Here is an 18,642-nt window from a genome sequence, read left to right as displayed (position 1 = left end):
GCTATTGCGGTGCCTTGCTGGCCTGCAGTGTCCTCGTCAGCAGGGCACGCAGGGCCGCGGGGCGCACGGGCTTGAGCAATAGCTGGAAACCGCTGCGGCGGACTTCCTCGGCAACTTCTTCCGTGCGATCGGCGGTGATGACAATGCCGGGTACGGCATCCTCGAGGCGTTCAGCCAGTGCATCCAGGGCCATGATGCCGGTGACCTCATTATCCAGGTGGTAATCGGCGAGGATGGCATCCGGATCACTGCCCAGGTGACGCAGTACCGACTTCGCACCTCCGATGGAGGTGGCGGTGAACACCTCGCACCCCCAACCTGACAGCATGGCCTTCATGCCTTCCAGAATCAGCGTTTCGTTGTCGATGCACAGGATGCGCTTGCCAGCCAGCTTGTTGCCGGCCTTGCGTACGGGGCTTGTCTCTGTCTCTGCTGTCGTCTCGCGTGCTTCGACCCGAGGTACACTGACCGAGAATACGGTGCCGATGCCGACCCAGGAGCGTACCCGGATGGGGTGATCGAGAACCCGGCTCATGCGGTCAGCGATCGACAGCCCCAGGCCCAGGCCTTTCTCGCTTTCCTTGTGCCGCGTGGCTTGGTCGAGGCGACGGAACTCCTGAAAGATTTCTGATTGCTTGGCTTCAGGGATGCCTGGGCCGGAATCCCAGACTTCGACCAATATGCGTTCTCCTCGGCGGCGCACACCCAGCAGCACATGGCCTTCCTGGGTATAGCGGATAGCGTTGGACAGGAAGTTCTGGATGATACGGCGGAGCATCTGGCTGTCGCTGTCTACCCATAGCTGGGTCGCTACCATCCTGAGGTCCAGCCCGCGGTCTTCGGCCATGACGGCGAACTGGGCCTGCAGCGGACGCAGGATATCGGCCAGAGCGAAATGACTGCGGCGTGGCGTCAGGGCGCCGGCATCCAGCTTGGATATATCGAGCAGGGTACTGAGCAGCTCCTCGGCCGATTGCAGTGAGCTGTCGATATGGCCGATGGTGCGTTTCATGTCTGCCGCGTCCATTTCCTGGGACAGGGCCGAGGTAAACAGGCGGGCGGCATTCAGCGGTTGCAGCAGGTCATGGCTGGCCGCGGCGAGGAAGCGGGTCTTGGAGGCATTGGCATCTTCAGCGACCTGCTTGGCCTGGCGCAGTGCCTGTTCGGCCTCGGCGCGCACACGGTTTTCCTGGCGCAGGGCGACGTTGGCCTCGGAAAGTGCCTGGGTACGTTCGCGCACCCGTTCTTCCAGGGTTTCGTTGGTTTCCTTGAGGGCGATTTCCGCCAGACGCCGTTCAGTGATGTCCTGATAGAGAGAGAAGAAACCCAGGATGGCGCCGCTCTCGCCGAAGTGCGGGGTATAGGTCACCAGCATATAGCGAGTCGTATCGCCTGATAGAGACACCTCGAAGGTGACCCGTTCTCCCTGCAGGGTCTGCTCGATCCAGGGCATGCGCTCGTCAGCCATTTCGGCGGACATCACCTGATGGATAGGCTTGCCGATGACATCGTTTCGGTCGATGCCGAAGGCCTGCTCATAGGCACGGTTGGTGAAAAGGTAACGGCACTCGCGATCGAAGTAGGCAATCAATGCCGGCACATTGTCGGTATAGATGCGGATATTGTTTTCCGAGCGGATCAGGGCCTCTTCGGTGCGCTTCTGTTGGGTGATGTCCTGGTAGGTGTAGACGAACCCACCGCCGGGCATGGGGTTGCCCTGGACATCCAGCACGCTGCCGTCCTGACGATAGCGCACATAGCGATGCGGCTGGCCCTCGCGGATATTGTCCAGCAGCAGTTGGACGTGTTCCTCGGGATCGCCGGGGCCATATTCGCCATTGTGGGCGTTGTAGCGGAAGATCTGGTCAATGGGGGCTCCGACCCGGATCAAATGGTCGGGGAAGCGGAACAGTTCCAGATAGGGCTGGTTCCAGACCACCAGGCGCAGGTTCTGATCCACCACGCTGATGCCCTGATTGATGTTCTCGATGGTGGCCTGGAGCAGGGCACGGTTGAACTCCAGCACCTGCGAGGCTTCATCGACGATCGAAATGACATCGGAAATCCCGATGCCGCGACCTTGCAGGGCGGAGTTAACCACGATGCGTGCAGAGGAGGCACCCAGCACCGACGCCAGGAAGCGCTCGGTGAACTGGATCACGTCGATCGAGGCACGGCTGTTGTCCTCCAGCGCCTTGCCGTTGCGCCGGGCATAGTCACTGAAAGCACGATCCACTTGAGAGGCGCTGAGAAAGCGCTGGCACAGTACCTTTAGGTCGCCCACCGTGGTGGCCCCGGTCCAGGGACGGTTGACCGATGTCTGGCGGGTCTCGACGCTGTCGACGAACAACGATGCCTGAATACGCTCCACCACGCGCTGGGGAGTGACCTGCGAAATGAAGATATAGGCGAACAGGTTGACGCCCAGGGACAGCATGACCCCGTGAGTGAAGCTGTCGCCGACACGCAGGCCGAACAGAGATGTGGGCGAGAGCCAGGACATGCCCAGGGGGCCACCGTCCAGCCAGGCATGGGGCAGAACCCCGGTATGGATCATGGCAGGCAGCAGCAGGGTATAGGCCCAGATGGCAAAGCCGGCATTCATGCCGACAATGACCCCGAGGCGATTGCCGCGTTTCCAGTACAGGCCGCCAATCACTGCTGGGGCAAACTGGGCGGCGGCGGCGAAGGACAGCATGCCGATGGAGGCCAGCGAGGTGAACTCACCGATCAATTGATAGAAGACATACGCCATGGCCAGCACCACAGCGATGGTGATTCGCCGTGCGCGCAGTACCAGGCGGCCATAGTCCCTGGCCTTGGTGTCGAACCAGCGCAGGCGGAACAGGGCCGGTATGACAATCTCGTTGGAGATCATGATCGAGACCGCCACCGCTGCGACGATGACCATGCCCGTGGCGGCAGAGAATCCACCGATGAAGGTCAGCAGGGTTAGCCAGGTCTGATTGGCGGATACCGGTAGCATCAATACATAGGTATCCGGAGAAATATCGGTATCGGAAAACAGTGTCAGACCGGCAGCAGCCAGGGGGAGAACAAAGAAGGCAAAGGCCACCAGGTACAGTGGGAACATCCAGCGAGCCCGGGCTGCATCGTCGCGGTGGGTGTTTTCCACCACCGTGACATGAAACTGGCGAGGCAGGCACAGGACCGCCAGCATGGCCAGCAGTGTCTGGGCCCAGAAGCTCTGGCCAAAATCCTGTTGTTCCAATTGACGCTGGAGTTCCAGCTGAGTGTTGGCGCGGGACAGCAAGTCGCCGAGGCCATCGAACATGCCCCAGGTGACATAGGCCCCCAGGACCAGGAATGCCACCAGCTTGACCAACGACTCGAAAGCGACGGCATGGATCAGGCCTTCATGGTGTTCGGTGGCATCGGTATGGCGGGTACCAAACAGAATGGCAAAGATGGCCATGACAATGGCCACATAAAAGGCCGTGTCTCCGAACAGCGGGGCCCGGGTAATGTCCGAAGCGCTGGTCAGCAAGGTAAAGGATGTCGACACCGCCTTTAACTGCAGGGCGATGTAAGGAAGGGTGCCGATCAGGGCTACCAGGCTGGCAAAGGCAGCCAGGGATTGGGTCTTGCCGTAGCGTGAGGCAATGAAGTCAGCGATGGAAGTGACGTTCTGGTGCTTGGCAACCCGCACCATCTTTGCCAGTACCGGCCAGAATAGCAGGAACGTCAGGATCGGGCCGACGAAGATACTGGCGAAAGACCAGCCAGAAGTAGCGGCCTGGCCAACGGCGCCGTGAAATGTCCATGAGGTACAGTAGATGGCCAATGCCAGGCTGTAGACCAGAGGACGGCGTTGACTGGCCCCCTGCTTCCGAGCATGGCGATCGCCACGCCAGGCGATGGCGAACAGCACAGCGATATATAGCAGAGAGACAAGAATCAACAACCAACCGACGAACATGGGCATCTCCTCGACATCAGCGGCCATTCTACGCTATTGCAGCGCGTCTCGGGAAAAGCAGATACGTCAGCTCAGTCGCTTCAGTCAAGTGATTGTCGATAGAGGTAGGCAAGATGCTACTTATCGCCTTTTGTCGAATATTGGCCATAGTACCTTTGTTTAGAAATTAATAATGTTGCTCTAGCAATTCGACTATGGTGCATTGCACCTTTGTATCGATAGACCATTGGATAGTATTTTAAAATAAAGTGTATCTGTATGATTTTTAATTATTTTTAAAATATGTGTTGCGATGCATATAACGCTTTCGACTAAAGTTTTCGTTATGCGAATGCAGGCTCTTGGCTAGTCTTTGATTCAAGCTTAACTGTCGCCTTTAAAGGGGCAATTAGTGATTAAACCATCTTTATGAGGGTAGCCTTATGCTAGACAAGAGCGCACAGGCCTACTGGAAACGTAACCTCAGAGTGATCATCAGCTGTTTGGTCGTCTGGTTTGTCGTTTCCTATGGCTTTGGAATTCTGTTGGTCGATCAGCTCAATGAGATCCGTTTCTTCGGTTTCAAGCTTGGCTTCTGGTTTGCCCAGCAGGGTTCCATCTATTGCTTCATTGGCCTGATCATCTTCTATGCCTGGAAAATGAATCGGCTGGATGAAGAATTCGACGTCCACGAGCAGTGATTCCCCTAACAATAATGTCAATCAAGGGAGCAATTTATGGATGTACAGCTGCTGACATATATATTCGTGGGGGCCTCCTTCGCGCTCTATATCGGTATTGCCATCTGGTCTCGGGCCGGTTCGACCAAGGATTTCTATGTCGCTGGTGGAGGGGTTCACCCTGCTGCCAATGGCATGGCGACTGCTGCTGACTGGATGTCAGCTGCGTCCTTTATCTCCATGGCTGGCCTGATTGCCTACCTGGGATACGACGCTTCGGTTTACCTGATGGGCTGGACCGGTGGCTATGTAATGCTGGCGATGCTGCTGGCCCCATATCTGCGCAAGTTCGGCAAGTTCACGGTGCCTGATTTCATCGGTGACCGTTACTACTCCAATGTGGCCCGCACCGTTGCGGTCATCTGCGTGATCTTCGTCTCTTTCACTTATGTGGCAGGGCAGATGCGAGGAACGGGAATCGTGTTTGCCCGTTTCCTTGAAGTGGATGTCAATGTCGGTGTCGTCATCGGTATGGTCATCGTGTTCTTCTACGCTGTCCTCGGTGGCATGAAGGGCATCACCTACACTCAGGTGGCGCAGTATTGCGTGCTGATCACCGCATTTATTGTGCCGGCGGTTTTCCTGTCGATCATGATGACAGGTCATATCCTGCCCCAGGTTGGACTAGGGTCTACCTATGTCGATGCCGCTGGCAATGACACAGGCCAGTACATTCTCGACCGTCTCGATGGGCTGCTCGATGAGCTGGGCATTACGCCTTATACCGATGGCAGCCAGCCGATGATCAATGTGTTCTTCATCACTGCGGCACTGATGTGCGGTACGGCGGGCCTGCCTCATGTCATCGTGCGTTTCTTCACTGTGCCGCGTGTGCGTGATGCACGTATCAGTGCCGGTTGGGCGCTGATCTTCATTGCCTTGCTGTATACCACTGCCCCGGCAGTTGGTGTGTTTGCACGAACCAATATCATCGATACGGTGAATGAAACCTCCTATGAGGAAATACCGCACTGGTTCAAGAGCTGGGAAGGCGTCGGCCTTATCGGCTGGTTGGACAAGAATGGTGATGGCAAGGTGCAGATGGGGGCCGGAGACCCATTCGAGGGCAAGCCGGCGTTCGATGATGGTGCCAGAGGTGAGCATGGCGAGCGGGTGATCACCAACACTCCGACAGATAGTGCAGGTGAAGTCTATATCGACCGCGACATCATTGTCTTGGCCAACCCTGAAATCGGCGGGTTGCCGGCCTGGGTGGTCGCATTGATGGCTGCTGGCGGTATCGCTGCGGCACTGTCCACGGCTGCGGGCCTGTTGCTGGTGATTTCGGCGGCGGTGTCGCATGACCTGATCAAGAAGCAGATCAACCCTGGCCTCAGCGAGAAGGGAGAGCTGATTGCGGCACGCTCTGCCGCTGCGGTAGCGGTCGTCATCGCGGGTTATTTCGGTATCAATCCGCCAGGCTTCGTTGCCCAGGTGGTGGCCTTTGCCTTCGGTCTTGCGGCTTCATCGTTCTTCCCGGCCATCTTGATGGGGATCTTCGACAAGCGCATGAACCGTGAAGGTGCCATTGTCGGCATGGTCGTGGGTTTGACCTTCACCTTCAGCTATATCGTCTACACCAAGTTCATCAACCCTGATCCTTCGATCTGGTGGTTCGGCATCTCGCCTGAGGGTATCGGTACTCTGGGCATGATCTTCCACTTTATCGTGGCTTTCGTGGTGTCTCGTGTGACGAAAGCACCGCCCGAGGAGATTCAGGATCTGGTCGAGCATGTACGTGTACCTCGCGGATCAGGTACAGCTCACGCTCACTGACCACACAGAAGGAAGGGAACTTCTTTCATCCAGGGATGACCCGCCTCCGGCCTTTGGGCCGGAGGCGGGCTTGGGATAGCAGCAGGAGGGCATCATGGTCGACATCGACCTGTCCGAACCACCATTCTCCTTGCTTGATAATGTTCAGCAAGAGCGTGTGCGTGCGGGGCTCGACCTGGTGTATTTCTCGCGTGATGAAGTGATCCTCGAGGCAGGTCAGTCCGGCGAGTTCGTCTTTGTCATTTTCAAGGGCGAAGTCGCGGAGCTGGACCCCGAAAGCGGGCCAGGGGAAGCCCGAATTGGTCATTACACCAGAGGTGATCTGTTTGGTGCCATCAGCGTGCTCAATGGCAGCAGTCGCTATCGTTTTGTCGCCGAACAGGAAAGCCTTTGTTATCTGATGTCGCGAGAGCTGTTCCTGTCGTTGTGTGACAGCAATACGGTTTTCGCCGAGTACTTCCGTCAGCGTCTGACAGAAAAGACGCGCATGTTGGCCGAACGTCGCTCGGAAGGTGGTATCACGCTGGCAGGTTTCATGTTGGCGAAAGTCAGTGAATGCATGCGTGAGCCATTGGTGGTCGGTCACACCACGCGTATTGATGAGGCCGTGAAGACCTTGCGCGATAGCCAGGCCGATAGCCTGCTGGTGGAGGAGCCGGAGGGGCTTGGCATGATCACCAAGACCGACCTGCTCGAAGCCTTGGTGACGTCTGGACGCCCACCAACCAGTGCTGTGGCAGACATCGCCAACCTGCGCCTTGTAGCTGTGGAGCACAGCCAGTATCTGTTTGAAGCGCTGATTGAAATGACCCGGCACAAGGTGGCCAGAGTGGTGGTAATGCAGGACGGGGCATTAGTGGGCGTAGTCGAACTCACTGATGTACTGAGCTTCTTTTCCAGCCGCAGCTATGTGGTCAGCCTGCAAGTGGAGCAGGCCCAGAGTCTGCAGGACTTGAGCCGGGCGAGTCAGCGTACTCCGGAACTGATTCAGGCATTGCTGGCCCAGGGCGTACGCATGCGTTTTGCCATGGGCATGTTGGCTGCCCTCAATGGTCGCATTGTCAGTAAAGCCTGGGACTTCACCATGGGCGAAAGCCGGAGCCAGGCTGCCTGCCTGCTGGTCATGGGTAGTGAAGGTCGGGGGGAGCAGATGCTCAAGACCGACCAGGACAACGCACTGATCCTGGCCGATGGCCATGACTGGTCAAGCCTGAGAGAAGATGCCCAGCGCTTCACGGAGGTGCTCACTGATCTGGGTTATCCACGCTGTCCAGGTAACATCATGGTCTCGAATCCCGACTGGGTAGGGACATTGGTGCAATGGCGGCAACGCATTCGCTCCTGGGTCGAGCGCCTGGATGCGAACAGCCTGATGCGCCTGGCAATTCTGCTGGATGCGGATGGAGTGGCCGGTGATCTGCGCCTGAGCGCGCATCTGCGTGACGTATTGATTGAAGAAACCCGAGGCAACGAGCTGTTGTTGACCCATTTCGCCAGGGGAGTGCTGCGTTTTTCTACGCCTCTGACCCTGTTCGGAACGCTCAAGAAGCCAGAGCATGGCATAGACATCAAGAAAGGAGGCATTTTTCCCATTGTTCATGGTGTGCGCACCATGGCACTGGAGCGCGGAATAAGAGCCACTTCGACACTGGGGCGCCTGGATGCTCTGGTGGCGGATGGGCGGATAGAAAGGGAAACAGCGGAAGATCTGGGCGAGGCTCATGCGCTGTTCAGTGAGCTGCGCCTGCGTGCGCAGCTTGAGGCCAGGAAACATGGTGATGATGCCAGTGATGCTGATGACAAGGTTGTGGTGCAGAAATTGTCATCGCTGGAGCGGGACATGCTGCGAGAAGCCTTGCATATCGTCAAGGAGTTCAAGGCAAGACTGTCGCATCGCTATCACCTGGAGTATGCATGAGTGCTGACTCGCCTTGGCAAGGATGGCTATCACGATTGGGAGAGACCCCTATGCTGCGAGCTTTAAGACGCGTTGCTGACCGTCGCCGCCAGGCCAATGGTGATTATGCCTGGCTGTTCAACCCTTATACCGGCAACGAACTGGTATCCCTGGATTGCGAGACCACCGGGCTCGATCCCAAGACAGCGGAGCTGGTATCGATCGCGGCTGTGCGTATACGTGATGATCGAGTACTGACCAGCGAATCCCTCGATTTGCGTCTGGCCAAGCCTGAGACGCTGACCGGGGACTCCATTCGTATTCATCACCTGCGTGAGATGGACCTGGATGATGGCCTGGACATCGAGGAAGCGCTGTCGCAGCTGCTCGACTTCATCGGCAATCGGCCTCTCGTAGGCTGGTGCATCGATTTTGACTTGGCCATTCTCGATCGCTACCTCAAGGCCCACCTGGGGTTCTCACTACCCAATGCCGTGGTGGATGTGGCCCAGAAATACCGCAAGCACATGCGGCGCAGCCACCCCGAGCTGATCATCCAGCCGGAGTTCGAGAAAGTTGCCAGGCAACTGGATGTGCCCGTGATGGGACGACACACCGCACTGGGTGATGCAGTGACGACGGCCCTGATGCATGTGCGTTTACAAAGCGGCGCCTTGCTGGAGAAAACTCATGAATCCAGTTGACGTGTTTTCTGTCGTTGAACCCGTGCTGTTGTTGTCAGGCCTGGGCATGGTGCTGTTTGCCTACTTCCAGTATGCCCGTCGCACCCGGGATTTTCGTGCGGTGGTGCGTTTCTGGGAAAGGCGCCTGGCACTCAGCCGTGGCGAACATGCCTGGCAACGAGCGGGGATCGTCATGCTGCTGTTGGGGATTGTGGTGAGGTATGTGTTGGTGCTGGGTTTGATCTAACTACTTTTAGATATAACTATCTGGCGGTTCAGGAAATAAGCGAATTGAGGTGGGATGGGGCATGTCGGCATGCCCCATTATTTCGCGAGAATGCCAGGGCAGTGGTAGAATGGCGCCCCTTCATTTTCCAGCCGATGTTCTCCGATCATGTCCGCAGCTACCGTGTCCGCAGCGACGTCCCCCGCCGAACTGTTTGATCCTTCCTCTACTCTGGTAGGCACGCCCGCGCCCCTGGTCGGTGCTGATGATGACGCCGAGGAGCACGTAGCGGCAGCCGGGGACAATGAACCCACGGCCAAGCAGAAGCGCGAGTTCAACAAGTTGCAGAAACGCCTGCGCCGGCAGGTCGGTAATGCAATCATCGACTACAACATGATCCAGGAAGGTGACAAGGTCATGGTCTGCCTGTCCGGCGGCAAGGACAGCTATACCATGCTCGAGATCCTGCGTAGCCTGCAGCGTAATGCTCCGGTGAACTTTTCTCTGGTAGCGGTCAACCTGGACCAGAAGCAGCCGGGTTTTCCCGAGCATGTGTTGCCCGAATATCTCGAGGGCACGGGGGTGGATTACCACATTCTGGAAAAGGACACCTATTCGGTGGTCAAGGAAAAGACCCCGGAAGGCAAGACGACCTGCGCATTGTGCTCGCGCCTGCGGCGGGGTTCGCTGTATGGCTTTGCCGAAGAGATCGGTGCGACCAAGATTGCCCTGGGGCACCATCGCGAGGATATCCTCGAGACACTGTTTCTCAACATGTTCTTCGCTGGCAGCCTCAAGGCGATGCCGCCGAAATTGCTGTCCGATGATGGCAAGAACATTGTCATCCGCCCGCTGGCATATTGCCGTGAGGCTGATATCGCCTCCTACGCTGAACAGATGGCATTCCCCATCATTCCCTGCAACCTGTGTGGTTCCCAGCCTAACCTGCAGCGTCAGGTGGTCAAGGAAATGCTGGCAGAGTGGGAAGCCAAGCACCCAGGCCGTCTGGAAACCATGTTCAAGGCAGTGACCAATGTTGCTCCGTCGCAGCTGGCCGATCGCGAGTTGTTCGATTTCGAAGGCCTGGAGAACGTGCAGGCGGAGCGCAGAGCGAATCGTATTGATATCCTCAATGAGGCGTGATGCATAAGGGCGGAATAGCCCGAGTGGGTTATCAGCAGTCTCAGGGCGCATCCGCAGGATGCGCCCTTTTCATGTGGCGATAGGGTAGTCGTTACGGCTGTGTCAGCGGGTTGTCCGAAATTGTCCGCTCAGGGTCCGAATCCCCCCTCGGTGATAGCGAGTCCAGCGGCTAGAGTGGTAGCTCCTTTCATTGCTACCCCTTAGGAGACTCTCATGTCCACAGCGCTGTTTCTTGTCGATGTACAAGCTTCTTTCACTGCGCGTGACTATTGGACGCCTGAGTCGACTGGCCCATGGCAGGATGCTCAGCGGTCCTTGCTGGACCTGGCTCGTGAGCTGGGGATGCCGCTGGTGCGTATCTTTCACCAGGAACCGGGGAGTGATGGTCCCTTCGATCCTGAACATGGGCTCATTTATCCTCTGTCAGGCTTCGAGGATCCGGCCGCGGTGACTTTCCACAAGAATGTGCATAATGCCTTCACCGATACTGAACTGGAGGCCTGGTTGCGCGAACATGGCATTACCCGGCTATGGGTCAGTGGTATTCGTACCGAGCAATGTTGCGAGACCACCACGCGTGTTGCCAGCGATCTCGGGTTTGAGGTGGACTTTGTCAGCGAGGCGACCTTGACCTTTGCCATGACGCGACACGGCGTAACCTGGTCGGCGGATGAGATCAAGGCGCGTACAGAGTTGGTGCTGGAAGGGCGTTTTGCCCGAATTGTCGATGTGGCGACACTGGCGAAAGAGTACCGCAGTGCTTTGGTCTGACGTGCTTTGGTCTGACGCGGCACATCAATGTGGTACTCAGGACCGCGCTCCCGCTTGGCCACCGTTTGTATAGAAAGAAGGAGGCGCATGACCGCTCGCGAGGCCGCAATACATTCACCAAGATGTCGGGTAGGTATCCTGATGTTGCCAGGGCAGGTGCCGCTGGATCTGGTCGGGCCCTGGCAGGTATTGCACTGCGCCCAGCGCCTGTCATCCTCCTTCGAGGTGAGCTATTTCGGGCCTTGTGAGTCGGTAGACTGGCTGGGCCCTTTGCGCTTGAGTGGCATGCAGCCGTTACCGGAGTCCCTTGAACACCTCGACCTGTTGGTGGTGCCGGGGCAGTATGCGGCAGCCATCGACCCCAGCATGCAGCAGGCAGCGGTCGACTGGCTACGCCAGCGAGGCCATGAACCGGGCCAGGTCATGGGCATCTGTTCCGGCACGCTGCTGCTGGCTGAAGCGGGGCTGCTGGGCGGCCATCGCTGCACGACTCATCATGATCTCGTCGAGCGTCTGAGCAGGCTGGCGCCAGCTGCCAGGGTCCAGCGTGACTGCATCTTCATCGATGATGGACGGGTACTGACCAGCGCCGGTATTTCCACCGGCATCGACACCATGCTGCATTGGCTGATTCGGCGCTTTGGCCATGAATTGTCCCTGGCAGTTGCCCGGGAGATGGTGCTCTATCTGCGTCGCAGCGGTCAGGAGCCGCAACTAGGCATCTGGCTGCAAGGGCGCAATCATGTGGATGCTCGTATTCATCGACTGCAGGACCGCCTGACCGAAGCGCCGCAACAGGATTGGGACATGCCGCGAATGGCGGCAGAAGTGGCACTCAGCGAGCGTCATCTGCGCCGGCGCTTTCAACGGCTCACTGGCATGTCGTTGCCGGAGTATCTGGCGCGTCTACGCTTGAACATGGCCCGGCGCTTGATGCAGGAAACATCACTTGGCCTTGCGGATATCGCTGAACGTGTCGGGTTGCAGGATGATCGCCAGCTACGCCGGGTCTGGGGACGCTACGAGCAGGACTCGCCGGGTGTATGGCGGCGCCGCTGCTGTCAGTCATGAGCGCCGCAGGACTTCCTGACGGTCTTTCTTGCGCACGCGTTTTCTCCAGCATTTCGCCTTTGTCTAGTGGCGGATTTCAGCCTTTATGAAAATCTGGGTCCCATTGCTGAAAGCCTGAAATCCCGGCTCTCCCTATACTCGAATGACACAATGAAACACCTCCCGTCGCTGGAGTGTTCCAGAACGGATGTCATCACCGAACAAGCGGAGAGCCCACATGAGCCATACCCCGACCCGTGCCGACTTCGATCAGTACATGGTGCCCAACTACTCACCGCAGAAGGTCATTCCGGTACGCGGCGAGGGTAGTCGCCTGTGGGACCAGGAAGGTCGTGAATATATCGATTTTGCCGGTGGTATCGCGGTGAACTCTCTGGGCCATTGCCATCCAGTGTTGGTCGATGCACTCAAGGCCCAGGCCGACAAGCTTTGGCACCTGTCCAATGTCTACACCAATGAGCCTGCTCTGGAACTGGCTCGTGAGCTGACCGAGCGTACCTTCGCTGACAAGGCCTACCTGTGTTCTTCCGGTGGAGAGGCCAACGAAGCTGCGCTGAAGCTGGCACGCCGCTGGGCTCATGACAACTATGGCGAGCAGAAGAGCCGGATCATCTCCTTCAGCCAGTCCTTCCATGGCCGTACCTTCTTTACGGTCAGCGTTGGTGGCCAGCCCAAGTATTCCCAGGGCTTTGGCCCGGTACCGGGAGGAATTGTTCACGCCGAGTTCAACAACCTGGACAGCGTGCGTGAGCTGATCAACGACGATACCTGCGCCATCATGGTGGAACCGATGCAGGGTGAAGGCGGGCTGAAGCCGGCAACACCTGAGTTTCTCGAGGGGCTGCGTGAGCTGTGTGATGCCCACAATGCGCTGCTGATCTTCGACGAAGTACAGACAGGGGTTGGCCGTACCGGCTCTTTCTATGCCTATATGGACTATGGGGTGACGCCGGACATCATGACCAGTGCCAAGAGCCTGGGTGGTGGCTTCCCGGTGGGCGCCATGCTGACCACTGACCGTGTGGCCCCTGCCATGGCGATTGGAACGCATGGCTCGACCTACGGTGGCAATGCCCTGGCGTCTGCCGTGGCCCTGGCTGCTGTCCGCCACATCGATACTCCTGAAGTTCTCGGAGGCGTGGCCAAGCGTCATGACCTGTTCCGTGAACATCTCGAAGCCATCAATCGCAAGCATGGGGTGTTCAAGGAAGTTCGCGGCATGGGCCTGCTGATTGGTGCCGAGATGGCGCCGGAGTACAAGGATCGCGCCAAGGACATCCTGCCGTTGGCCATTGAAGAAGGCCTGATGGCGCTGGTTGCTGGTCCCAATGTGTTGCGCATGGCTCCTTCCCTGGTGATTCCGGAAGCCGATATTGCCGAAGGTATGCAGCGTCTTGAGCGTGCCATTGCACGCCTGGTCGCAGGCAAGTGATGGCAGATAGTCAATCGGATGCAAGCGCCTTGCGAGGAGGCAACCCCATGCTGGTCGTTCGCCCCACGCGGCTTTCCGACCTGCCAGCCCTTGAACGGCTGGCAGGGAGTGCGACGCCGCGGCTGACCAATCTGCCCGCTCATCGTGACCGCCTTGAGGAGCGCATTGCGCGCTCCCAGCGGGCGTTCGCCGCTGAGGTTGATGGCCCTGGTGACGAGCACTACACCTTCGTGCTCGAGGATACGCAAAGAGGCGAAGTGGTGGGCACGGCTACCATCCGTGCTTTGGCAGGTGCCAACGAGGCCTATTATACCTACCGTCAGGAAACCCTAATCCACGCCTCGCATCAGCTCAATGTGCGCCGTGAAGTTCAGACGCTGGCCTTGTCCCACGAGGTGTCCGATGCCAGCCTGCTGTGCGCGCTATCACTTGATGCCCGCTACAAGGGCACCAGTGCCGAGAGCCTGCTGCGTCGCGCACGGCTGATGTTCATCGCCCAGTATCCGGAACGCTTTGCTGAAGTATTGGCGATGGCGTTCCCGGGTTACCTGGACGATGACAATGAATCACCGTTCTGGAATAGCGTCGGACGTCATTTCTTCGTGCGTGACTTCCAGGACATCAACTACATCGCCGGGGTGCGCTCAAAGAGCTTCATTGCTGAAGTGATGCCGCAGTTTCCGCTGTATCTTGCCTTGCTGACTCCCCAGGCCCGTGCCGCTATCGGCCGTGAGCACCCGGCTCATGAACCGGCACTGGACGAGATGCTGGCCGAGGGCTTCCTGCGCTCGCGCCATGTGGACCTGTTCGATGCAGGCCCCATCGTCAAGGGCGAAAGAGTGCGTCTGGAGAGCTTCCGTCGTGCTGCCTGGCATCCAGTACGCATTCGGCCAGAGCATACCTTGCCGGATGCCGAGCCAGCGATGATCGCCAACCAGCGTCTTGATGACTTCCGCTGCATTGTCGCGCGCTATGCGTTGTCGCCGACGGGGCAGTTGATGCTGTCGCCGCAGCATGCAGAGCTGCTTGGTGTGGAAGAGGGTCGTGCTGTGCTGGTTGCGCCGCTGACGCTTCCTGGCAGTGAGCTGGATCCAGGATACGATGAGGGAGAGCTGTAATGCGTATTCGACCGATTAGCGACAGCGATCTCGACGAACTGCAGTCACTGGCCAGAGAGACCGGTGTGGGCTTTACCTCACTTCCGGACAATCGTGAATTTCTTGCCGAGAAGATTGCCTCGGCGACCCGCTCCTTCACTGAAGCTACGCCGGTTGACCAGCGTCTGTACTTCTTTGTCCTTGAAGATGAAGAGCAGGGCAAGCTGGCAGGATGCTGTGCCATCGACGGCCAGGTGGGGCGCGAAGTGCCGTTTTACCACTATCGCGTGGGTACTCTGGCTCACTCATCCAAGCAGCTCGATCTGCATCGCACCATCGATACGCTGTTCCTGAGCTCCGATCATACCGGTGACGCTGAAGTCGCATCATTGTTCCTGCGTCCGCAATACCGTGGTGATGATCGGCGCAAGGAACGCAACGGCGCCATGTTGTCCATGATGCGCTGGCTGTTCATGGCTGAGTTCCGAGACCGCTTTCCGGACAAGGTGCTTGCCGAAATGCGCGGACGTTTCGACGAGAACGGGCGCAGTGCTTTCTGGGAATGCCTGGGCAGCAATTTCTTCCCCATGGACTTCAATGAAGCCGATCGCCTCACCGGGATGGGGCAAAAGAGCTTCATCGGCGAGCTGATGCCCAAGTTCCCGATCTATACCCCATTCCTGTCCGAAGAGGCGCGTGCCTGTATCGGCCAGGTTCATGACCAGACTCGCCCGGCGTTGGCCATGCTCAAGAAGCAGGGGCTGCGCTGGGAAGGCTATATCGACATCTTTGATGGCGGCCCCACCGTGGAAGCCTATATCGATGACGTCAAGGGCGTGCGTCTGTCGCACCACGCCCGGGTCGAGATTGACCCTAATGCACAGAGTACAGGACGACCCCAGTGGCTGGCGGCTACCACCAGCATGGCCGGGTTCCGTGCCGCTTGGGTGGGACGTGGTCCCGACGCCAATGGCGTCATGACGTTGAATGAAAATGAAGCTCGCAGGCTTGAGGTCGTCTCCGGCGACACCCTGCGCATCCTGGATACTGACGAGGAGGCGTGATGAAGCCGACCCAGAAAATTCTGATCGACGGCCAGTGGCAGGACGGTCAGGGAGATGTCTTCACCAAGATTGATCCGGTGAGTGGTGAGGCCCTGTGGCAGGGCGCTGCTGCCAGTGCCGAGCAGGTCGCTTCGGCAGTGGCCGCCGCCCGTCGGGCTTTTTCGACATGGGCGCGCAGCCCCCAGGAACAGCGCCAGGCCCTGGTCGAACGTTTCCGTGAAGTGCTCGAGACTCATCGTGAGGACCTTGCTGCCAGTATTGCCCATGAAACCGGCAAGCCGCTGTGGGAAGCCCGCACGGAAGTTGGCGCGATGATCGGCAAGGTGGCACTTTCCATTCGCGCCCGAGAGGAGCGTACAGGAGAGCGTGAGCGTGACCTCGGCGACTCTCATGCGGTGCTGCGTCATCGTCCACATGGGGTGATGGCGATATTCGGCCCATACAACTTCCCGGGCCACCTGCCCAACGGGCATATCATTCCGGCGCTGCTGGCAGGTAATACGGTCGTATTCAAGCCTAGCGAGCAGACACCGCAGACAGCGGACCTGACTCTGCAATGCTGGTTGGAAGCAGGGTTGCCTGATGGGGTGATCAACCTGGTTCAGGGCGCGGCCGAGGTCGGTCAGGCGCTGTCAGCCGACCTGGGTATCGATGGCCTGCTGTTTACCGGCAGTGCCAAGGTCGGTGGTCTGTTGCACCGCCAGTTCGCTGGCCAGATGGGCAAGGTGCTGGCCCTGGAGTTGGGCGGCAACAACCCGCTGGTGGTCAAGGATGTGCCGAATGAAGATGCCGCAGTACTGACCATTCTGCAGTCCGCATTCCTGTCTGGCGGCCAGCGTTGCACCTGTGCCCGTCGCCTGATGATTCCAGAAGGCGCTAGCGGTGATAGCCTGGTTGCCTCGCTGACCCGGGCCATCGAGCGCCTGCGTGTCGCCGATCCCTTCTCTGAGGAGGCGCCATTCTATGGCGGCCTGGTCAGTGTGGCTGCTGCCGATGGCCTGCTGGCTGCCCAGGACGATCTGGAAAATCGCGGTGGCAAGGTGCTGGCCCGAATGACGCGCCTCAAGGAAGGCACAAGCCTGTTGAGCCCAGGCCTGGTCGATGTCACTGGCGTCGATGTGCCTGATGAAGAGCACTTTGGTCCATTGCTCAAGGTATACCGTTACAAGAGCTGGGATGAAGCCCTGCAACTGGCCAATGACACGCGTTATGGCCTGTCGGCTGGCCTGATTGGCGGCGAGCGTGCCGACTGGGACGATTTCCTGCTGCACATCCGTGCCGGCATCATCAACTGGAATCGCCAGACCACCGGCGCCTCTGGTGATGCGCCCTTCGGTGGCGTGGGTGACAGTGGTAACCATCGCCCCAGCGCTTTCTATGCCGCTGACTACTGCGCTTACCCGGTGGCTTCCGTGGAAAGCGAAGACCTTAACCTGCCCGACAAGCTGCCTCCGGGAGTCAGTCTGTGAACGCCGAAGATAACAATTACATTGAAGTCAACTTCGATGGCCTGGTTGGCCCGACTCACAACTATTCTGGGTTGGCCCATGGCAATGTTGCCTCCATGTCTCATGGCGGCCTGGTATCCAATCCCAGGGAAGCGGCACTCCAGGGGCTGGCCAAGATGAAGGCGCTGAAGGACGCTGGCTACGCCCAAGGTGTCCTGCCTCCTCAGCAGCGTCCGGACCTGGGGGCTCTGAGAGCCCTGGGTTTCAGTGGTGATAATGCCCAGGTGCTGGCGCAGGCTGCCGAGCAGGCCCCTCAGTTGTTGCGTGCTGTGTGTTCCGCTTCCAGCATGTGGACGGCCAATGCGGGGACTATAACGCCAAGCCGTGATGTGAAGGATGCTCGTGTGCACTTCACTCCTGCCAACCTGCAGTCCAGCTTCCATCGTTATCTGGAGCCGGAAACCACTGGGCGCGTTCTGGCGGCGATCTTTGCCAGCCAGGAGCATTTTGCCCATCATCCGTCGTTGCCAGCCACTCCGGCCTTTTCTGATGAAGGCGCGGCCAACCATACCCGCTTGTGCGGTGAGTATGGTGAACCAGGTGTGCATTTGTTCGTCTATGGACGCCAGGCGTTCGGTGGCGACGGGGTTGAGCCCCGTCGTTTTCCGGCCCGCCAGACGCTGGAAGCCAGTCAGGCGATCGCTCGCCAGCATGGCTTGAGCGATGATCAGGTGGTCTATGCTCAGCAGCATCCTGAGGCCATCGATGCTGGTGTGTTCCATAACGATGTCATTGCTGTAGGTAATGGACCGGTGCTGCTCTATCATGAGCTGGCTTTCCGCGACGAAGAGGCTGTGCTGGACGAGTTGCGCACCAAGATGTCTACGCCGCTGATCCCGGTACGGGTGCCGCTGGAAGCTGTCAGCCTCGAGGATGCCGTGTCCACTTACCTGTTCAACTCCCAGTTGCTGTCCAATGCGGATGGCAGCATGACCTTGGTCGTGCCAGGAGAATGCCAGGAACGCGAAGCGGTATGGCGCTTCATTCAGGATTATCTACTGGCGGGCAATAATCCTATCTCCGAGGTGGTGGTCAAGGACGTCAAGCAGAGCATGCGCAATGGAGGCGGCCCTGCCTGCCTGCGGCTGCGTGTGGTGCTCAACCAGGCCGAGCGAGAGGCCATTGCTGGCCGAGTGATGCTTGATGATACGCTCTATGCAGAACTGGTGGATTGGGTCGAGCGTCACTACCGTGAGCGCCTGGCGCCAGAGGACCTGGCCGATCCCAAGCTGGCCGAGGAATGCCTGGCGGCGTTGGATGAACTGACACGCATTCTGCAGATCGGGCCGGTGTACCCATTCCAGCGAGGCTGAAT

Annotated in this window: 14 protein-coding genes; 13 read left to right on the top strand and 1 reads right to left on the bottom strand. The window is 58.5% G+C overall.

All coding sequences use genetic code 11. The annotated features are described in order from the left end of the window. Position 1 precedes the first annotated feature (1 nt). The gene (locus E4T21_RS17310) at positions 2-3,940 is read right to left on the bottom strand and encodes a hybrid sensor histidine kinase/response regulator (RefSeq protein ID WP_149286221.1); all 3,939 of its coding nucleotides are present in this window, start codon (positions 3,938-3,940) and stop codon (positions 2-4) included. A gap of 422 nt (positions 3,941-4,362) precedes the next feature. Here E4T21_RS17310 and E4T21_RS17305 point away from each other — a divergent pair, with 422 nt between their 5' ends. The 13 genes from E4T21_RS17305 (at position 4,363) to astB (ending at position 18,640) form a co-directional block, all read left to right on the top strand. Further along, positions 4,363-4,620: a DUF4212 domain-containing protein gene (locus E4T21_RS17305; protein ID WP_149286220.1), complete on the top strand. Its 258-nt coding sequence runs from the start codon at positions 4,363-4,365 to the stop codon at positions 4,618-4,620. 36 nt (positions 4,621-4,656) lie between these two features. Further along, positions 4,657-6,435 (top strand): sodium:solute symporter family protein, encoded by a 1,779-nt coding sequence (locus E4T21_RS17300; RefSeq protein WP_149286219.1) that lies wholly within the window; start codon positions 4,657-4,659, stop codon positions 6,433-6,435. A 94-nt stretch (positions 6,436-6,529) separates the two neighbouring features. Then, positions 6,530-8,353, top strand: coding sequence for a DUF294 nucleotidyltransferase-like domain-containing protein (locus tag E4T21_RS17295; protein ID WP_149286218.1), 1,824 nt, complete (start codon positions 6,530-6,532; stop codon positions 8,351-8,353). Positions 8,354-8,403: 50 nt separating this feature from the next. Further along, positions 8,404-9,036 (top strand): 3'-5' exonuclease, encoded by a 633-nt coding sequence (locus tag E4T21_RS17290; protein WP_149286217.1) that lies wholly within the window; start codon positions 8,404-8,406, stop codon positions 9,034-9,036. Next, positions 9,023-9,262 (top strand): hypothetical protein, encoded by a 240-nt coding sequence (locus E4T21_RS17285; RefSeq protein ID WP_240349205.1) that lies wholly within the window; start codon positions 9,023-9,025, stop codon positions 9,260-9,262. Before E4T21_RS17290 ends, E4T21_RS17285 begins: the two co-directional genes overlap by 14 nt. Positions 9,263-9,409: 147 nt before the next feature. Then, positions 9,410-10,384, top strand: coding sequence for a tRNA 2-thiocytidine(32) synthetase TtcA (gene ttcA, locus E4T21_RS17280; RefSeq protein ID WP_149286216.1), 975 nt, complete (start codon positions 9,410-9,412; stop codon positions 10,382-10,384). A gap of 213 nt (positions 10,385-10,597) precedes the next feature. Next, on the top strand, positions 10,598-11,155 hold the full coding sequence (locus E4T21_RS17275; protein ID WP_149286215.1) for an isochorismatase family protein: 558 nt from the start codon (positions 10,598-10,600) through the stop codon (positions 11,153-11,155). Positions 11,156-11,242: 87 nt separating this feature from the next. Further along, entirely contained in the window at positions 11,243-12,226 is a 984-nt protein-coding gene (locus tag E4T21_RS17270) for a GlxA family transcriptional regulator (protein ID WP_149286214.1), read from the top strand. Between the two features lie 217 nt (positions 12,227-12,443). Beyond that, positions 12,444-13,658 carry an aspartate aminotransferase family protein gene (locus E4T21_RS17265; RefSeq protein ID WP_149286213.1) on the top strand — a complete coding sequence of 405 codons (1,215 nt, stop codon included), beginning with the start codon at positions 12,444-12,446 and terminating at the stop codon, positions 13,656-13,658. 47 nt (positions 13,659-13,705) lie between these two features. Further along, positions 13,706-14,776 carry an arginine N-succinyltransferase gene (locus E4T21_RS17260; RefSeq protein ID WP_149286212.1) on the top strand — a complete coding sequence of 357 codons (1,071 nt, stop codon included), beginning with the start codon at positions 13,706-13,708 and terminating at the stop codon, positions 14,774-14,776. Continuing rightward, complete coding sequence (gene astA, locus E4T21_RS17255) at positions 14,776-15,819, top strand: arginine N-succinyltransferase (RefSeq protein WP_149286211.1); 1,044 nt, start codon at positions 14,776-14,778, stop codon at positions 15,817-15,819. The genes E4T21_RS17260 and astA overlap by 1 nt, the downstream gene beginning before the upstream one ends. After that, positions 15,819-17,288, top strand: a complete 1,470-nt coding sequence (astD, locus tag E4T21_RS17250) for a succinylglutamate-semialdehyde dehydrogenase (protein WP_149286210.1) — start codon at positions 15,819-15,821, stop codon at positions 17,286-17,288. The genes astA and astD overlap by 1 nt, the downstream gene beginning before the upstream one ends. Next, a complete protein-coding gene (astB, locus tag E4T21_RS17245; RefSeq protein WP_149286209.1) occupies positions 17,285-18,640 on the top strand; it encodes an N-succinylarginine dihydrolase in 1,356 nt (451 codons plus the stop codon). The genes astD and astB overlap by 4 nt, the downstream gene beginning before the upstream one ends. Positions 18,641-18,642 lie beyond the last annotated feature (2 nt).

It is taken from the genome of Halomonas binhaiensis, from assembly GCF_008329985.2.
Lineage (GTDB): Bacteria > Pseudomonadota > Gammaproteobacteria > Pseudomonadales > Halomonadaceae > Halomonas > Halomonas binhaiensis.
Note: the sequence above shows the minus strand (reverse complement) of the source record. Positions and strands in the feature narration are given on the sequence as shown.